This window comes from Streptomyces fulvoviolaceus (assembly GCF_000718165.1).
Taxonomy (GTDB): Bacteria; Actinomycetota; Actinomycetes; order Streptomycetales; family Streptomycetaceae; genus Streptomyces; species Streptomyces fulvoviolaceus.
Genome location: NZ_JOEY01000105.1, coordinates 1 through 16,740, shown reverse-complemented (window position 1 = coordinate 16,740; position 16,740 = coordinate 1). Strand labels below are relative to the sequence as shown.

Below are 16,740 nucleotides of genomic sequence, written 5' to 3'. Positions count from 1 at the left end.
CAGGTTCTTGAGCATCGTGCCCGCCTCGGACGGGAACGCGCTCTCGATCATCACCTGGTAGCGGCGCATGTCGACGATGTGGTCGACGTGCTCGATGTCCACCGGGCACTGCTCGACGCAGGCGCCGCAGGTGGTGCAGGACCACAGGACGTCCGGGTCGATGACGCCGTTGTCCTCGAAGGTGCCGATCAGCGGGCGCTCGGCCTCGGCCAGCGCCGCCGCGGGCACGTCCTTGAGGGCCTCGGCGCTCGCCTTCTCGTTGCCCTCCCTGTCCTTGCCGCCGCCGGCGAGCAGGTACGGCGCCTTGGCGTGGGCGTGGTCCCGCAGCGACATGATCAGCAGCTTCGGGGACAGCGGCTTGCCCGTGTTCCAGGCCGGGCACTGCGACTGGCAGCGACCGCACTCGGTGCAGGTCGAGAAGTCCAGCAGGCCCTTCCAGGAGAACTGCTCGACCTGCGAGACGCCGAAGACGTCGTCGTCGCCCGGGTCGGTGAAGTCGATCGGCTTGCCGCCGGAGGTCATCGGCTGGAGGCCGCCGAGGGCCGTACCGCCGTCGGACTCGCGCTTGAACCAGATGTTCGGGAACGCCAGGAAGCGGTGCCACGCCACACCCATATTGGTGTTGAGACCGACCGTGATGGCCCAACTCATCGTCACACCAAGCTTGATCATGGCGGCCATGTACACCAGGTTCTGCACCGCTGGGACGCTCAGCCTCTTGAAGGCCAGAACCAGCGGGTACGAGACGAAGTACGCGGGTTCGTAGCCGTCCACGTGGTGGAGGGCTCCTTCGAGCCCGCGCAGCGTCAGGATCGCCAGACCGATCACCAGGATGACGGCCTCGACGAAGTACGCCTGCCCCATGTTCGAGCCGGCGAAGCGGGACTTGCGACCTGGCCTGTCGGCCTTGTTCAGCTGCCGCACCGTCACCAGAATCAGAATGCCGACCGTGGTGCAAAGGGCGATGAACTCGGTGTACACCTCGTACGGCAGCCACCCTCCGACGACCGGCAGTGTCCAGTCCGCCTGGAACAGCTGGCCGTAGGCCGTGACGATCGTCAGGCCCAGGGTGAGGAACCCGACGGCCACGAACCAGTGCGCGAAGCCGACGATGCCCCACCGGTTCATCCGGGTGTGGCCGACGAACTCACGTACGAGGGTGCGCGTGCGCGCCTGCCAGTGGTTCGTGCGCGTGCCGGGCACCACCGGCTGGCCCGTCCGCATGATGCGGAGGAGCCGCGCAGCCGCCCGGCTGATCACTGCGATCCCGACGACACTCAGGAACAAGGACACAGTGATGGCAGTGACTTGCATGTGCTCTTCTCGACCTTCCCGCTCCGAGAGATGCGCGTGGGTGACGTTCGGGCTCAGTAACCGCGATCGATCCACTTCTGCAGGTCCGGGGATTCGGCCTGCACCGTGGTGGAGTCCCCGTGCCCCGGCCGTACGACGGTCTCCGGGGGCAGGGTCAGAAGCCGGTCGCGGATCGAGCGGATGATCGTGGGAAAGTCCGAGAAGGACCGGCCCGTTGCTCCGGGCCCGCCTTGGAAAAGGGTGTCGCCGGTGAAGACGGTGGCCAGGTCGGGGGCGTACAGACTGATCGCCCCCGGTGTGTGGCCCGGAGTGTGCAGGGCCATCAACTCCGTTCCCGCCACGGTGAGTCGGCGGTCGTGGGCCAGATATCCGTCTGGTTTCCGGTCCGGGTGGATCTTGTGCCACAGAAGGTTGTCGTCCAGATGAAGCAGCACGGGAGCGCCGGTCCGCTCGGCCAGAGCCGGTGCGGCGTTGATGTGGTCGTTGTGGGCGTGGGTGCACACGATGGCGACCACCCGGCGTCCGCCGACCGCTTCGGCGATCTTCGCCTCGTCGTGCGGGGCGTCGATCACCAGGACTTCCTCGTCGTTGCCGACGAGCCACACGTTGTTGTCGACTTCCCAGCTGCCGCCGTCGAGCTCGAAGGTGCCGGAGGTGACGACCTTCTCGACGCGCACGCCGTGAATCATTTCCCCGCTCACAGAACGACCACCGTACGCAGGACGTCTCCGCGGTGCATCTTCTCGAAGGCCTCCTCGACGCCCTCGATCCCGGTCTCCTCGGTGACGAACTTGTCCAGGGGCAGGCGTCCTTGCAGATGCAGGTCGACCAGCATCGGGAAGTCGCGCGAGGGCAGGCAGTCGCCGTACCAGGAGGACTTGAGGGCTCCGCCGCGGCCGAAGTAGTCGATCAGAGGAATCTCCGGGGCGGTCATGTCCGGAGTGGGGACGCCCACCAGGACGACGGTGCCGGCGAGGTCACGGCTGTAGAAGGCCTGCTCCCAGGTCTCGGGTCGTCCGACGGCGTCGATCACGACGTCGGCGCCGAAGCCCGAGGTGGCGGCGCGGATGGCCTCGACCGGATCGTTGTGGCGGGCGTCGACGACGTGGGTCGCGCCGAACTCCTTGGCCAGGTCCAGCTTTCGCGGGTCGCGGTCCACGGCGATGATCGCCGCCGCGCCGGCGAGCCGGGCGCCGGCGATCGCCGCGTCACCGACCCCACCGCAGCCGATGACCGCGACCGAGTCGCCCCGGCTCACGCCACCGGTGTTGATCGCGGCGCCGATTCCGGCCATGACACCGCAGCCGAGCAGCCCGGCCACCTGCGGCGCCACAGCGGGGTCGACCTTGGTGCACTGTCCCGCGGCCACGAGGGTCTTCTCCGCGAAGGCGCCGATACCCAGGGCCGGGGTCAGTTCCCGGCCGGACAGCAGTGTCATCTTCTGGGTCGCGTTGTGCGTGTTGAAGCAGTACTGGGACTTGCCCTTGCGGCAGGCGCGGCAGTTGCCGCACACGGCACGCCAGTTCAGGATGACGAAGTCGCCCGGAGCGACCTCGTCGACGCCTTCCCCGATCGACTCGACGACGCCCGCGGCCTCGTGCCCGAGCAGGAACGGGAACTCGTCGTTGATGCCGCCCTCGCGGTAGTGCAGGTCGGTGTGGCACACCCCGCACGCCTGCACGCGTACGACGGCCTCCCCGGGGCCGGGGTCCGGCACCAGAATCTGTTCGACCTTGACGGGTTCCTTGGCGGCGTGTGCGACGACCGCGCGGACCTGCTGTGGCATCTGTGCTGCTCCTTGGGCGATGAGAGATGACGAGAGGAGAGATGACGGGCTGAGGGACGGATCGACGGGATCAGACGTGGCTGCTCACGGGGTGGGCTTGTGCAGACCGGGAGTTCAGCGCGGCGGACTCGTGCAGGGCCATGCTGCGTGTCTCCGGTGCCCATGCGACGGAGACGACCGCACCGATCAGGCTGATGACCGCGGCGGCCAGCATGGTGCTGCCGATGCCCCAGCCGCTGAGGGGTGACGGGGACGAGACAGGTGCCCACCGCCGCGCCGATGCGGCTGAGGGAGGAGGCCACGCGGCTGTGTGCCGTCGTCTTGGCCCTCGGGATGGGGTGAGGGGGGAGTGACTCGCAAGCGGTGTGGGGTGGTGGGGGGAGATTCGTTCACACGGACAGGGCCAGTCGGCGGGCGTCGTACATCGCGGCGTGGATGTTGCGGCCGGCCACGGCATCACCGATCCGGTAGAGCCGGTAGCGTCCGTCCGGGTTGCTGACCAGTTGCTGGGGTGCGACGGCGACGAAGGCGTCGAGGTCGAGTTCGCCCAGGTTCGCCGAGGCCTCCTTGAGCTCCAGATAGAGGTCGTCGTTCGGCAGCGTGCCCTGCTCGACGACGACCTGGTCGACGATCCGTTCCTGCAGGGCGCCGGTGTACTCGTTGCGCACGACCGCCACCAGGCCGCCGTCGCCGCGACGGATCTCGCGCAGCCGGTGGTCCGGGGTGAGGCGTACGCCGGCCCGGTAGAAGTTCTCGAGGTACGCCGGGTACAGCGTGCCGACCACCTCGTGACCCACCTCCCGGTCCGGGGTGACGATCTCGACCTCGGATCCCGCCGCGGCCAGCCGTTCCGCGGTGGACAGGGCCTGGTCGCTGCCGTGATCGTCGAAGACGAGGACGCGGCGTCCCGGGGCCACGTCCCCGCTCAGGACGTCCCAGGTGGTGACCGTGTGGCGCGCGCCGGGGATGTCCGGCGTCGCGGGCAGGCCGCCGGTGGCGACCACCACGACGTCCGGGTCGAGGGCGAGCACGTCGTCGGCTTCGACGTAGGTGTTGAGCCGTACGGTCGCGCCGAGCCGTCGTGCCTCGGAGTCCAGCCAGTTGACGATGCTCAGCAGCTCCTTCTGCCGCTCGTTGGCGCGCGTGGCGAGCTGTATCTGGCCGCCGAGGCGGCTCGCGGCCTCCAGCAGGGTCACTCTGTGGCCGCGTTCGGCGCAGGCCCGCGCCGCCTCCAGTCCCGCCGGGCCGCCGCCGACGACCACCACGTGTCTGCGCCGCGGTGCCGCGGGCGCGATCTGGGGGATCAGCTGCTCGCGGCCGGTGGCCGGGTTGTGGATGCACAGCGCGTCGAGGCCGACGTAGATCCGGTTGAGGCAGTAGGACGCGCCGACGCAGGGACGGATCCGGTCCTCCTCGCCCGCCTCCAGTTTCTTCACGATGTGCGGATCGGCGATGTGCGCGCGCACCATGCCGACGAGGTCCACCCCTGCCTCGCGCAGCGCGTGCCGCGCGGTGGACAGGTCGGCGATCCGGCCCGCGTGGATCAGCGGGAGGTCGACCTTCTCCTTGAACGCCTTGACGATCGGCAGATAGGTACCGAGGGGCGATCCCAACGGGGCTACCTGTTGGGCGAGTTCGGAGTCGGTCGTCGCGGAGCCCACCGTCAGGGAGATGAAGTCGACGAGCCCCGACGCGGCCATCCGCTGCCCGATGGCGATCGAGTCCTCCGGAGTGATGCCTCCTTCGGTCAGTTCGGAGCCGCTCATGCGGATGCCGACGACGAAGTCCTCGCCGACCTGGGCACGGACCTCGGTCAGGACCTCCAGCGCGAAGCGGATCCGGTTGTCGAGGCCGCCGCCGTACTGGTCGGTGCGGTGGTTCATCCGCGGGGACAAGAACTGGTCGATGAGGTGGCCGCCGTGCGCGCTGACCTCGACGCCGTCGAGGCCGCCCTCCTTGCACCGACGCGCGGCCTCACCGTACGCGCGCACGGCCCGGCGGATGTCGAACTCCTCCATCTGTTTGGGATAGCTGCGGTGCGCCGGCTCACGCAGCGGCGAGGCGGAGATCGTGGGCAGCCAGTCGGCGGTGTCCCACTCGGTGCGCCGCCCCATGTGCGTGATCTGGCACATGATCGCCGCGCCGTGGGCGTGCACACGGTCCGCGGTCTGCCGGAGGTACGGAATGATCTTGTCGTCGCCCAGATAGAGCTGGCCGAACGTGGACGGGGAGTCGATCGCCACGTTCGCCGAGCCACCGATCATGGTGAGTGCGAGGCCGCCCTTGGCCTTTTCCTCGTGGTAGAGCTGGTAACGGAGCTTCGGCAGACCGTCCTCGGCGTACGCAGGCTCATGGCTGGTGCTGATGATGCGGTTGCGCAACCGCAGGCGCCCGAGCTGGAAGGGCTCGAGGAGCGGATCGACGTTCGCGGCTGTCATCTGCACACCCTCTCGGTGAGAACGGATCTTCCCCGTGCGGCCGGCCGCGCCTGCGTCGGCGGGCCCTCGTGCCGCTCCTCCCGGGTGGTGGGCGCTGCCACGGGCGCCTTGGGAGGGGATTGCGAGGAGTATGTGAGCCCCTGCCGGTTGTTGACAAGAAGGGGAGGCGAACTGGGAAATACTCCTTCTGTCGAGTCAGAAGTTCACCTACTATCCCGGTATGACAGGCCGCCCACGCGTCCGCCTCTCCCTCACCGACGCCGAGCGGACGACGCTCAAGCGGTGGGCCGGGAGCCGCAACACGAAGCAGGCACTGGCGCTTCGAGCGCGCATCGTGCTGGCATGCGAGGCCACGCCGGGTATCAGCGGTGTCGCCGAGGAACTGGGCGTGTCTCGGGACACGGTGGTCCTGTGGCGCTCCAGGTTCCTCGCCGACCGGCTGGACGCGCTGCACGACAGACCCCGGACAGGAAGGCCCAGGACGGTTCCCGACTCGGCTGCCGACGAGATCCTGCGCACGATGTTGCGGCGGCCGCCCAAGGACCGTGCATCCTGGTCGACCCGGTCGGTGGCCGAGGCCACGGGCCTGAGCCAGGCCACGGTCAGCAGGATCTGGCGCACACGCTGGCCGGGCTCGCCACCCGCGGAGGCGCCGGTGAACGAACTGGTCGGCGTGTACTTTGGGCCTGCCCTCCGGGCGCTGGCCCTGCGGCGGCCCGTCGACGCACCCGCCCGGGTCTCCCGGACCGGGGTGCCCACCGTGCTCGCCGCGGCCGAGTACTGCCGCACTCCTTCCGTCGCCGTGCCTGGTGCCGCCGGTCTGTCCGCCGCCTCCGTCGCCCTGCGCGGGTTCCTGGCCCGCCTGGACCGCACCGTGCCCGCGTCGGTGAACATCCAGGTCGTGGTCGACGCGACGGAATGGGAGAGGGGAGCTCTGAGTCCTGCACTGCTCTCCGGGTGGCGCCGACAGCACCGCTTCCAGGTGGATTACCTCGCCACGCGCTCCGCCTGGCAGGCGCATGTCCGGGGCGTGATCGGTGTGGCCGAGGTGGCGGACCGTATCCACGGGTGGCGCGAGACGGGAAAGCGGGAGTTTGCCTGGATACGGCAGGACCTGAGTTCCAGGGAGGTGCCATGGGATGGCACGAGAATTGACTCAGTCGTCCATGTGGAGCCCGCCTCCGCCGCTCGGATTCCCGCCCCGGAACCGACCCCCTCCCCGCGATTGGCCGATCAGGTCGTCTACGCGCTGAAGGAGGAGATCGCCCGCGGCCGGTTCGCGGCGGGCGAGAGAATCATGGAGGCGCCTCTGGCGGCCCGCCTCGGTGTCAGCCGCGGCCCGGTCCGCGACGCGCTGCGGATGCTCGCCGACGACGGCCTGCTGGAGCTCCTGCCGAACAAGGGCGCGATGATCCCCGTGATCCACTCCACGGACGTGCTCGAGACGTATGCCTCCCGCGCGGCCCTGGGCGGTGTGCTCCTGCGCCGCCTCGCGACCTTGGACCCGTCCGCGCTGCGGCCGGTGAGCGCCGCGCTGGAGGAGGCGAGAGCGGCCGTGCGGCACGGCGACATGCAGGTCATGGTCGAAGCGGACACGGTTTTCCAGGACGCGTTCGCGGACGCGGCCCGCCTGCCGCGTACCGCGTTGCATTTCCGCAGACTGAACATGCAGCTGCGGATGTTCGCCTCCATCCTCGGACTCGACTACGCCGACGCGGGCGAGAGGGTCGTACGCCAGGATGCGGCGATCCTGGCGGCGCTGCGCAATCGCTCCGCACACGAAGCCGTCCGGCACTGGCGCGCGAAGATCGAGTACATGGTGCGCTACATGGCGGCTCAGCTCCCGCAGGAAGAATTCGACCACCAATTGTGGCGAACGATCACCGGGGGCCTCGGGGAATCGGGTCTGTAGACGGTTCGGGCCCGGCGACCGACGGCTGCTCCGACAAAAGTAGAAGAAGAGCGAAGAACATCCTACGCAGCGTGCATGCCACCCCGGCTCGGGGCGATCTAGCGTTCGGTGGAATGACGTCACCCTCGCGAGCCTGGCTCCCGCCGAGTGTCTTGCGGCAGATCCACTTCGGAGATGAGGCGTAGCGGTTGATCGAAATGCAGTTCGCTGCCGTGGTTCGCAAGGTCGAGGCGGTGCTCACGGCGCACGGGTACTCATCCGCCTGCGCACGCATCCTTGCCGAGAACTGTCTGACGGCGCAGCGGGACGGAAGCATCAGCCACGGCGTGTTCAGGCTCAAGGACTACCTGTCGACCATCGAGAGCGGCTACGTGAACGGAGACCCCGCCCCGCGTGTCGCGGACGCGGCTCCGGGCTTTGTGCGGGTGGACGCGGACAACGGCTTTGCCCAGGTGGCACTCGCGCAGGCGCGACCCCTCCTGGTCGAGAAGGCCACCGAGAACGGGATCGCGATCGTCGCGATCCGTAACTCTCATCATCTCGGCGCGCTGTACCTCGACGTCGAGGGATTCGCGGACGAGGGCTTCCTGGCCCTCGCCGTCGTCAACAGTGACGTGTTCGTGGCCCCGCCCGGCGCCACTCGGGCCGTCTACGGCACCAATCCGCTGGCTTTCGCCGCTCCGCGCAGCTCAGGTCCTCCGCTGGTCTTCGACCAGGCGTCCGCGACAATCGCGCACGGCGACCTACAGGTTGCCGCCCGTCAGGGACGTCGGCTCCCGTCCGGTACGGGCATCGACGCCCAGGGACGACCGACCGGAGACCCGGGCGCCATCCTCGACGGCGGTGCGCTGTCGACCTTCGGCGGGCACAAAGGCGCCTCTGTCGCGCTCATGGTGGAGATCATGTGCGCCGGTCTGGTGGGCGCCGACTTCTCCTACGACGTGCCGCACGGTCGCCCTGCCGGGGCGAGCACCGCCCGGACCGGCGAAACCGTCGTCGTCATCGACCCCGGAGCAGGAGCCGAAGCGCTTCCGGAGCTGCCGGGGCGTGTCGATGTCCTCGCGGCCGCGTTGGCCGATGCCGGGCAGTTCAGGATCCCCGGTGAGCGAAGGGCACGGGCCCGAAACGAGTCCGGTGCACGTATCCGCATGGACGAACAGCAGTGGGCGGACATCGAGCGTCTCCATGCGGCTGCCCTGCGGGCGTCGCAGGCGCAGGCGCCAGACCCGCACCCGCACACGCACAAGGAGTTGGGTCCTGCATGAAGACCAAGCGCGTACTGCATGTTGTCAGCTGCCACGCCGAGGGTGAGATCGGGGAAGTGATCGTCGCGGGTGTGGCCCCGCCGCCGGGCGACACTCTCCAGGAGCAGTCACAGTTTCTGCAGAAGGACGAGACCTTGCGCAACCTCGTCCTGAACGAACCACGTGGCGGTGTCTTCAAGCACGTCAATCTGCTGGTCCCCCCGAAGAACCCGGCCGCCGACATGGGCTTCGTCATCATGGAGCCCGAGGACAATCCGTTGATGTCGGGCACGAACACCATGTGTGTGGCCACGGTCCTCCTCGACACCGGCATCCTGCCGATGACCGAGCCCACAACCGAGTTGGTGCTTGAAGCACCGGGGGGACTGATCGACGTCGTCGCCGAGTGCCGGGACGGCAAAGCCGAGCGCATCACGTTCAGGAATCTGCCGTCGTACGCCGACCGGCTGGACGCCGTGATCGAGGTCGAGGGGATCGGAACCGTCACCGTCGACGTGGCGTGGGGCGGCGACAGTTACGTCCTGGTCGACGGCCCCTCTCTCGGTCTGGCCGTGAGCCCCGACGAGGCCCGGGACATCGCCGAAGTCGGAATGAAGATCGCGAGCGCCGCCGATCAGCAGCTGGGCTTCTCGCATCCCGAGAACGGCTGGGACCACATCTCGTTCTGCCAGGTGACCAGGCCGGTGAGTCGGGTGAACGGCGTGCTGGAAGGCACGGGCACCGTCGCGTTGCGTCCGGGCAAACTCGATCGGTCGCCGAGCGGGACGGGATGTTCGGCCCGGATGGCCGTTCTTCACGCTCGAGGTGAGCTCGCGGCCGGAGAACTCTACCGAGGCACATCCATCATAGGTACGAAGTTCGACTGCCTGGTGGAAGAGGAGCTGACGTTCGCGGGCCGACCGGCCATCAGGCCCGTCGTGTCCGGACGGGCGTGGGTGCACGCCATCCAGCAGCAGATGCTCGACCCGTCCGACCCCTTTCCCGGCGGCTACCGCCTGTCGGACACCTGGCCTCGACTCGGATGAGCCGGGACTGCGGTTCCACGGTCCTGCCGCAGACCGCAGACCGCAGACCGCAGACCGCAGACCGCGGCTCAGGCGCGGGGCCGGACCGGTCCCGCACCGGGCTCGGCGAGGACGCGGCTGAGGTGTGTCTTCATCGTGGACTTGGCCAGGATGAGGCGTTCGGCGATCTTGGTGTTGGTCCAGCCGTTGGCGACGGCGAGCACGACCTCGTGATGTCGTGCATCTCGCGGGCGACGCGGTAGCGTACGGCGGCCGCGGTGAGGTGCTCGCGTTGTTCCCGCTCGACCTCCGTACGGGCTGCCCGATCCTCCAGCGCCAGGTTGTACGGGGTGGTGGGCACGGCCACGGGTGCCTGGCGGCGCCACCGTAGCGGCAGGACCGTCGCGGCGATCATGCCGAGCAGTACGACGAGGGGCAGGTCGGGGCGGGTTTTCGGTCTTGGCCAACCGATAGGCCGCCCTGGTCAGGGCCACCCAGCCGACGAGGACCGCCAGACCGGCCCAGGGGGCGAGGGGTCCGAAGTGCGATGACGGCAGTGTCCGTGCGCCGTTAGGGGCCATGGGATGAAGTTCTCGTCCGGCGTTTGCAGATAGACGTCCTGCCTGTGTGCGACAACGGCCACCGCCGGCTCCCGCAGAAGGTGGGCGAGGACGTAGGCGGCGGCCAGACTGGTGACATCCCTGATGGTGCCCATGGGCAGCAGGGACCGGGTCTCCGCGATGGCTTCGTGTTCGCCCGCCCTGATGACGAGCGGTGTGGTGGGAGCCACGCCGTGTGCGGCGATCGCGACGGCGATGTTGTCGAGGTCGTCGGAACCCACTGCGGCCAGGGCCCGGGCCTGGCCGAGGCGCAGCTTCTCCAGTACGGCTCGGTCCTCGCCGTGGCCTGCCAGGACGGGGATGCCGAGAGCACGGGCGAGCCGGGCGGCCTCGGCGTGGGGATCGCGTTCCACACCCACGACCGGAATGCCGAGGCGCCGCAGTTCGACACAGAGCCGGATGCCCACCTGCCCCATGCCGACGACGATCACATGGCCGGAGCGTGGCAGCGTGCGGGGGCCGATGAGACCGATGAGCTTCGGGCCGAGCATGTGCTCGATGACGCCGGCCGTGAACAGGGCGCTGAAGACGAGTGTGGCCAGCATGGCCGCACCGGCCATGACCTGGTAGCCGTGGGCCTCGGCCGGGGCCGTCGCAGGTCCCACGGCGGCGACGACGCGCGCTGCGTGGAAGAAGGCCTCGGCCGGGTGATGGCCGTGGCCGACGAGCCAGGTCCAGTCGCCGAGCAGAACGGCGAGGAGGCCGAGCAGACCGATGACCAGGAGCCGGGTTCCCCCGTCGTGCGGGCGCAGTTGGCCGGCCATGTTCCCCAGGTGGAGGCGCCGCCTTCGCTGCCGACGTGGGTGCCAGTCCTCCGCGCAGGGTTGCTCGTGCCGTATCCGGACGGCTTCTGTCCGGTGCCCGCGGCGGTGCAGGGCCAGGACCGACGGATCGGCGCAGGGCCCGGCCAGGGTGGGCGCGGCGAGGTCTGCCGGAGATGTCACGTTGCACTGCGGCAGCAGGCGGGTGAGTTCGTCCGCCACGGTGCGGTCGAAGACCGTGGCGACGATGGGGACCTTGGGCGAGATGTGCGCGACGGCCAAGGCGCAGCGCAGGGCGGCCACATCGTTGTGCAGGAGGACGGCCACGCCGTGGGGCTGGTCGCGCAGGGCGGTGCGCAACTGGTCGTCGCGGGGCTCGAACAGATGGCTGACCGAGTGCTGACGTGCTGTGAGCGAAGCGCAGACGCGTCGCGCGAGATTGGTCTCGCCGATGACGACGAAACTGCCGGTGTGGGGTGATGTGGGGCCAGGGGTGGTCACGATTGCACGGATTCCTGCGGGCTGTGGGCGGGCCGGGGAAGGGCGGCGGGACGCTGCGGTCGGGCGGGACGATGAGCCCTCGCCCGTCACCCCGTCGCCGGGCCCGTTCGGTAGTAGACCGCGTTAGACGGGGGGAGCGGCTTTCTGCCGCGGATCCGGTCCGCGATCTTCTCGGCCATCATCATCACCGGCGCGTTCAGGTTGCCGGTGACGATCCTGGGCATGATCGACGCGTCGGCGATGCGCAGGCCCGGCACCGCGTTGACCCTGCCCTCGCCGTCGACGACGGCGTCCGGGTCGACGCCCATCCGGCAGGTGCCGGACGGGTGGTAGGACGTGCCGGTGGCCTTGCGGACGAACGCCTCGAGGTCGCTGTCGGTCTTCGTGTCCGGGCCGGGGCTGAGTTCCTGGGGGCGGAACTTCCGCCAGGCCGGCTGGCGGACCAGCCGTTCCCGGACCAGCCGGATACCGTCGATCATGTCCTTGAGGTCCTGACGTGACTCGTAGTGGCGGAATACGGTCAGCGGAGCGTGCGCCGGGTCCTTCGAGCGGAGTTTGACGTAGCCGCGGCTGTCGGGGCGCGAGAGGTCCATCCAGAACTGGAAGCCGGGCACCGGGACCAGCTTGCCGTTTTTCAACTGCCGGGTGAGCGGCAGGAATTCGTACTGCATGTTGGGAAAGCCCACGTCGTCGCGAGTGGGCAGGAAGGCGCCGGTCTCGAAGAAGTTGGTGGTGCCCAGGCCCTTGCGCAGCAGCAGCCACTCGGCGCCCAGCCGGGCCCGGCCGAGCAGGGTGAGCTGTGCGGTGAGGGAGTCCTCGTAACGGGTGCCGAACTGGATGTCCACGCCGGGGTGGTTCTGCAGGTTGCGGCCCACGCCGGGGATGTCCGCGACCACGTCCACGCCGACCTCGCGCAGGTCGTCGGCCGGACCGAGGCCGGAGAGAAGGAGCAGCTTGGGCGTGTTGACCGCGCCCGCGCACAGGATCACCTCGCGTTCGCAGGTGACCCGGCGCGGGCCGTCCGGGCCGGCGAGCTCGATTCCGACGGCGCTGCCGTGCTCGACGAGGATGCGCGTCACCAGGGCTTTCGGCAGCACCGTGAGGTTCGGTCGGTGTATCGCGGGGCGCAGGTAAGCGCGCGATGCGCTCCATCGGACGCCGTCGTGGATGAAGGACTGCGCGATGTGCAGCCCCTCCTGTCGGTAGCCGTTGTGGTCCGGGGTGACCTCGAACCCGGCCTGCTCGCCGCCGCGCAGAAAGGCGTCGTACAGCTGGTGGGCGGCCCTGGCGCGGCTGATGCGCAGGGGGCCGTCGCCGCCACGCCACTCGTCCGGTCCGTCCTCGAACGTCTCCATCTTGCGGAAGTACGGCAGACAGCGGGCGTAGTCCCAGTCCTTGAGACCGTCCGCGGCCCAGCCCTCGTAGTCCATCGGGTTGCCGCGATTGAAGATCATGGCGTTGATCGACGACGAGCCGCCGATGATCCTGCCCGCCTTCTCGTCGATCAGCTTGCCGTGCAGGTACGGCTCCGGCCCGGACCGGTAGCCCCAGCCGATCCGCCTGTTCTGGTACACGAAGGGCAGGCCGCCCGGCATCGTGATGAACACGCTGCGGTCCGAGCCTCCGGCCTCCACCAGCAGGACCCTGACGGAGGGGTCCTCGGTGAGGCGGGCGGCCACGATGCAGCCGGAGGAACCGGCGCCGACGACGACGTAGTCGAACTTCGTGCTCATCGCCACCGACTCCCTAGATGATCCCCTGTTCGCGCAGCGGTGTCCCGTCGATGAGGCGCTGCCAGCCGAGACGGGTGAGGTCGATGGTCTGGTACGAGCCCTTGACCAGCAGCTCGGCCATCGCGCGGCCGCATCCGGGGGCGTGCATGAGGCCATGGCCGGAGAAGCCGGCGAGCATGTGGAAGTTGGCGAGGCCGTCGGCGCCGGGGCCGATGACGACGTTGCCGTCGAAGTCGTTCTGGTCGTACAGACCCGGCAGCGTGCTGGTGCAGCGGGTGCGCTCGAACTGCGGGAAGCGGTGGGCGAGCGCGGGCCAGACGGCGTTCTCGAAGTAGGCACGGTCGACGTCGAAGTTGTAGCCGCGCGGTTCGTCGAGGGTGGGCACGCCGCCGGAGTAGCCGCCGCCCTCGGGGCGGAATGCGAGGCGCTGGGTGTCCTTGAGGTAGGGCAGCGGCTCGATCGGGTCCTGCGCCTCGAAGTAGTGCTCGAAGCGCCGCAGGGGCTCGATGGGCACCTTGACGCCGAGCATCGCGCAGATGTCCTTCGCCCAGGCGCCGGCCGCGTTCACGAACTGGGCGGCCGAGAGCCGACGGCCGGACTTGAGTACGGCGGTCGTGACGTGGTCGCCCTCGCGGATCAGTCCGGTCACCTCGTCCGCCAGGAACTCCGCGCCGAGCGCCTTCGCCTTGTTCCGGAAGCCCATCAGGACGCTGTGCGGGTCGAGCCAGCCGTCGTCGGGGGAGTGCACCGCGCAGCCCAGATCGTCGACGTACATGGACGGAAACTTCTGCTTCAGCTCGTCCGGCTCGAGCCATACGACGTTGCAGCCCAGTTCCAGCTGGATCTCGAAGTTCCTCTGCAGCGCGGCCCGGTCCGAGGGCGGCACGATGAAGAGGTAGCCGTTCTTCTTGAAGCCGATCTCGGCGTCGATCCCGTCGACGGCCATCGTCCCTGGGAAGTCCTCGAAGAAGTCGATGCTGTACTGCGACAGTTCGATGTTCTCCTGCAGGTGGAACAGGCGCCGCACACCGCCGGAGGCGCGGGGGGTGGACGCCAGCTCGTAGCGGGGATCGCGTTCGACCACGACGATCTCGGCGCTCGGATCGAGGAGCTTGGTGTAGTAAGCGACAGCCGCGCCGATCGCACCGCCACCGATGACGACAATGTCCGTTCTCATCTCCGCCTCCTAAGCCAGTGCGCCGACCGTAGGTTGCGCTGGTCAGCGGCCGCATCCACGTGGGCGAGGAGAGATGCCGCCGGTCTTCGACATGTGTCGAAGGCGTCCCCTGACGCCGGGCGGAGAGCTGTCCGAGAGCGGCGTCTACTGACCGACGGCGCGATAGGAGGCCAGCCACAGAGCGAGCTGCAGGCTGGTCCGGCCGGACCCGGACCGCAGGTCCATGCCGGTCAGTTCGGTGATCCGGTTGAGGCGGTAGTACAGCGTGGTGCGGTGCACGTGCAACACATCGGCCGCGGCGGTGACTTCACCGCCGTGGTCGAGGACGACCCGTGCCGTCGTCATCAGGTCGTCGCGTGGCTGGGCGGCGAGTGCCTCGGCACCCGGGTGCACCTGCGCGACGGTCAGGGAGTCGGGAGCCTCCACGATGAACCGCCAGGCTCCCAGGGCGTCCCATGACACCGGGTCCAGGTGCGCGCCGGCCGCGGCGGCCTGTCGGGTGGCCGCCGCTCGGCGGGCCGCCTCGCCGAGTTCGACGAGGGGAACGGGTGCGCCGCTGGTCGCGGCCCGCGCCCGACTGCTCGCGACGTGTGCGCTCATGGCGCCGGGCAGCGGCCAGCCCCCGGACGACGCCGGTGCCTCGACCTGCACACACGCGTCGGACGGCAGGTTCTCCAGGCTTACGAGCTCCCGCGCGGCGTCCTGGTCCGGGGCGTGCAGCAAGCGATGGATGAGCTCGTCGCGCTGCTGATGCCGCTGATCGGCCGACCGACGGGTCTTCGCCATCACATCGGCGGCGAGGTCCGCGCACTCCACGATCGCCGGCAGGTCGTCCTCGGTGATGGTGCCGTCGGGGTCGAGCACCCACAGGTAGCCCAGCGCCCGGCGCTCGAACCGCACGGGCATGCACCAGCGCGCCCACATATCGGCCTCGGGTATGGCGGGCACATGCACCGGCTTGGTGGCCTGCGCGAGCCTGAGCTGTTGCACGACGGCGGCCGCGGCAGGCTCCACGTGCCGGTCCAGGATCGTCCGCATCCGCGTGCCGTCGACCGCGCCGCGGGTGCTCCACCAGACGGGGTGCTGATCCAGGTCCTCGATGAGCACCGACAGGTCGATCGCGGACGCCAGACCGTCGACCGCGGCCTGCATGTCGAGCGGCTCCATCGCGGCTTCCCTTCTCTTTCGTCGGCCACGAGCCGGCTTCAAAACCGGGGACCTGGCTGATTCGACAAGTGTATGAAGGACAGCCGCACAATTCACACTGCTGTCGAGGTTCCGAGCGCGCGACGTTCCCGCGGACGACGGTTGTCCCGGTACGCCGACGTCCGCGCCGGTCGGCAGAATCACGACTGTGGGGCGCGATCGGGGCGTCCGCCGACCGGACCGCTCCCCGTGCGGCTCGCTCGGGACGGGACGCCCGGTAACCCCTGTGTTTCAGGGTGAATACCGCTGTTCGCCATTCGAGCGGCTTTCGACAATTGTGGAAATCAGGGTCGCAGATCTCCATCGCCCGTAGATGTCCCGGCCGGACGCACTGCCTCACGATGGTCTCCAACCCGCCGCGGACACCCCCGAACGGGGAATCCACCAGCGACCTCCCGGGCCTGGTTCAGCGCCTCCCCACGCGACACCGAGAGGGGTGTCCCGATGACCGCCGTCCCCACTGATCCTCTGCTCCGGCCGTTCCGGCTCAAGCGCGCGGACCAGGTGGTGGTCGAGCACCGCATGCTGCCCAACGACGACGTCTTTCGGCTGTACCGCACCGGTGACGCGATGGTCGGCCGCGACATCCACGCGGCGATGTACGACGCGCGCCGCCTGGTCCTGTCCCTCTGCGCGACCTCGCATCCCGTAGTCGGCAACCCGATGACACCCGCCACTGGCGACCGGCACTTCGCCGATGACCTGACCGTCGACCGGGACGACGTGGACGGTCTGCTCTCCGAGCTGGACGAGTACGCGGTCGAGCAGGCGCTGCAGATCTCGGAGAACTCCGACGACGACGTCGAGGTGACCGTCCTCACCGTCGGTCCGGAGGACGCCAAGGACGCGCTGCGCAAGGCGCTGTCCATGGGCGCGGACAAGGCGATCCACGTCGAGGACGACGACCTGCACGGCACGGACGCGATCGGTACCTCGCTGGTGCTGGCGAAGGCGATCGAGAAGGCCGGCTACGACCTGGTGATCTCCGGCATGGCGTCCACCGACGGCACCGCCGGCATCGTG

At 69.2% G+C, this 16,740-nt stretch carries 14 protein-coding genes; 4 read left to right on the top strand and 10 right to left on the bottom strand.

Annotated elements, in window-relative coordinates:
* From IG08_RS0151900 to IG08_RS0151875, 5 genes are all read right to left on the bottom strand, one after another.
* The coding region (locus tag IG08_RS0151900; RefSeq protein ID WP_030621575.1) for a 4Fe-4S dicluster domain-containing protein at positions 1-1,314 on the bottom strand (1,314 nt) is incomplete at its 3' end.
* Between the two features lie 53 nt (positions 1,315-1,367).
* Entirely contained in the window at positions 1,368-2,003 is a 636-nt protein-coding gene (locus IG08_RS0151895; protein WP_030621573.1) for an MBL fold metallo-hydrolase, read from the bottom strand.
* 8 nt (positions 2,004-2,011) lie between these two features.
* The gene (locus IG08_RS0151890; protein WP_030621571.1) at positions 2,012-3,100 is read right to left on the bottom strand and encodes an S-(hydroxymethyl)mycothiol dehydrogenase; all 1,089 of its coding nucleotides are present in this window, start codon (positions 3,098-3,100) and stop codon (positions 2,012-2,014) included.
* 70 nt (positions 3,101-3,170) lie between these two features.
* On the bottom strand, positions 3,171-3,314 hold the full coding sequence (locus tag IG08_RS61030; protein ID WP_199821143.1) for a hypothetical protein: 144 nt from the start codon (positions 3,312-3,314) through the stop codon (positions 3,171-3,173).
* A 175-nt stretch (positions 3,315-3,489) separates the two neighbouring features.
* Positions 3,490-5,538, bottom strand: a complete 2,049-nt coding sequence (locus IG08_RS0151875; protein ID WP_030621568.1) for an oxidoreductase — start codon at positions 5,536-5,538, stop codon at positions 3,490-3,492.
* A gap of 220 nt (positions 5,539-5,758) precedes the next feature.
* On the opposite strand from IG08_RS0151875, the gene IG08_RS0151870 reads away from it, so the two are divergent.
* From IG08_RS0151870 to IG08_RS0151860, 3 genes are all read left to right on the top strand, one after another.
* Positions 5,759-7,450, top strand: coding sequence for a GntR family transcriptional regulator (locus IG08_RS0151870; RefSeq protein WP_030621566.1), 1,692 nt, complete (start codon positions 5,759-5,761; stop codon positions 7,448-7,450).
* A gap of 212 nt (positions 7,451-7,662) precedes the next feature.
* Positions 7,663-8,715: an Ldh family oxidoreductase gene (locus tag IG08_RS0151865; RefSeq protein ID WP_199821142.1), complete on the top strand. Its 1,053-nt coding sequence runs from the start codon at positions 7,663-7,665 to the stop codon at positions 8,713-8,715.
* Complete coding sequence (locus IG08_RS0151860) at positions 8,712-9,740, top strand: trans-3-hydroxy-L-proline dehydratase (protein ID WP_030621562.1); 1,029 nt, start codon at positions 8,712-8,714, stop codon at positions 9,738-9,740. The genes IG08_RS0151865 and IG08_RS0151860 overlap by 4 nt, the downstream gene beginning before the upstream one ends.
* Positions 9,741-9,808: 68 nt before the next feature.
* Here IG08_RS0151860 and IG08_RS61025 read toward each other — a convergent pair whose 3' ends face one another.
* The 5 genes from IG08_RS61025 to IG08_RS0151835 form a co-directional block, all read right to left on the bottom strand.
* Positions 9,809-9,943, bottom strand: a complete 135-nt coding sequence (locus tag IG08_RS61025; protein ID WP_199821141.1) for a LuxR C-terminal-related transcriptional regulator — start codon at positions 9,941-9,943, stop codon at positions 9,809-9,811.
* A 260-nt stretch (positions 9,944-10,203) separates the two neighbouring features.
* The gene (locus IG08_RS0151850; RefSeq protein WP_052425322.1) at positions 10,204-11,601 is read right to left on the bottom strand and encodes an NAD-binding protein; all 1,398 of its coding nucleotides are present in this window, start codon (positions 11,599-11,601) and stop codon (positions 10,204-10,206) included.
* A gap of 86 nt (positions 11,602-11,687) precedes the next feature.
* Positions 11,688-13,334: a choline dehydrogenase gene (locus IG08_RS0151845; RefSeq protein ID WP_030621554.1), complete on the bottom strand. Its 1,647-nt coding sequence runs from the start codon at positions 13,332-13,334 to the stop codon at positions 11,688-11,690.
* A gap of 13 nt (positions 13,335-13,347) precedes the next feature.
* The gene (locus tag IG08_RS0151840; RefSeq protein WP_030621552.1) at positions 13,348-14,511 is read right to left on the bottom strand and encodes an NAD(P)/FAD-dependent oxidoreductase; all 1,164 of its coding nucleotides are present in this window, start codon (positions 14,509-14,511) and stop codon (positions 13,348-13,350) included.
* Positions 14,512-14,655: 144 nt separating this feature from the next.
* On the bottom strand, positions 14,656-15,678 hold the full coding sequence (locus tag IG08_RS0151835; RefSeq protein WP_030621551.1) for a helix-turn-helix domain-containing protein: 1,023 nt from the start codon (positions 15,676-15,678) through the stop codon (positions 14,656-14,658).
* A gap of 483 nt (positions 15,679-16,161) precedes the next feature.
* Here IG08_RS0151835 and IG08_RS62190 point away from each other — a divergent pair.
* Positions 16,162-16,740, top strand: a 579-nt coding sequence (locus tag IG08_RS62190) for an electron transfer flavoprotein subunit beta/FixA family protein (RefSeq protein WP_420823330.1), incomplete at its 3' end; no start/stop codon positions are given.

Coding starts and splice junctions, on each gene's coding strand:
- IG08_RS0151895 (WP_030621573.1), bottom strand. CDS start 2,003: ATGATTCACGGCGTGCGCGTCGAGAAGGTCGTCACCTCCGGCACCTTC.
- IG08_RS0151890 (WP_030621571.1), bottom strand. CDS start 3,100: ATGCCACAGCAGGTCCGCGCGGTCGTCGCACACGCCGCCAAGGAACCC.
- IG08_RS61030 (WP_199821143.1), bottom strand. CDS start 3,314: ATGCTGGCCGCCGCGGTCATCAGCCTGATCGGTGCGGTCGTCTCCGTC.
- IG08_RS0151875 (WP_030621568.1), bottom strand. CDS start 5,538: ATGACAGCCGCGAACGTCGATCCGCTCCTCGAGCCCTTCCAGCTCGGG.
- IG08_RS0151870 (WP_030621566.1), top strand. CDS start 5,759: ATGACAGGCCGCCCACGCGTCCGCCTCTCCCTCACCGACGCCGAGCGG.
- IG08_RS0151860 (WP_030621562.1), top strand. CDS start 8,712: ATGAAGACCAAGCGCGTACTGCATGTTGTCAGCTGCCACGCCGAGGGT.
- IG08_RS0151845 (WP_030621554.1), bottom strand. CDS start 13,334: ATGAGCACGAAGTTCGACTACGTCGTCGTCGGCGCCGGTTCCTCCGGC.
- IG08_RS0151840 (WP_030621552.1), bottom strand. CDS start 14,511: ATGAGAACGGACATTGTCGTCATCGGTGGCGGTGCGATCGGCGCGGCT.
- IG08_RS0151835 (WP_030621551.1), bottom strand. CDS start 15,678: ATGGAGCCGCTCGACATGCAGGCCGCGGTCGACGGTCTGGCGTCCGCG.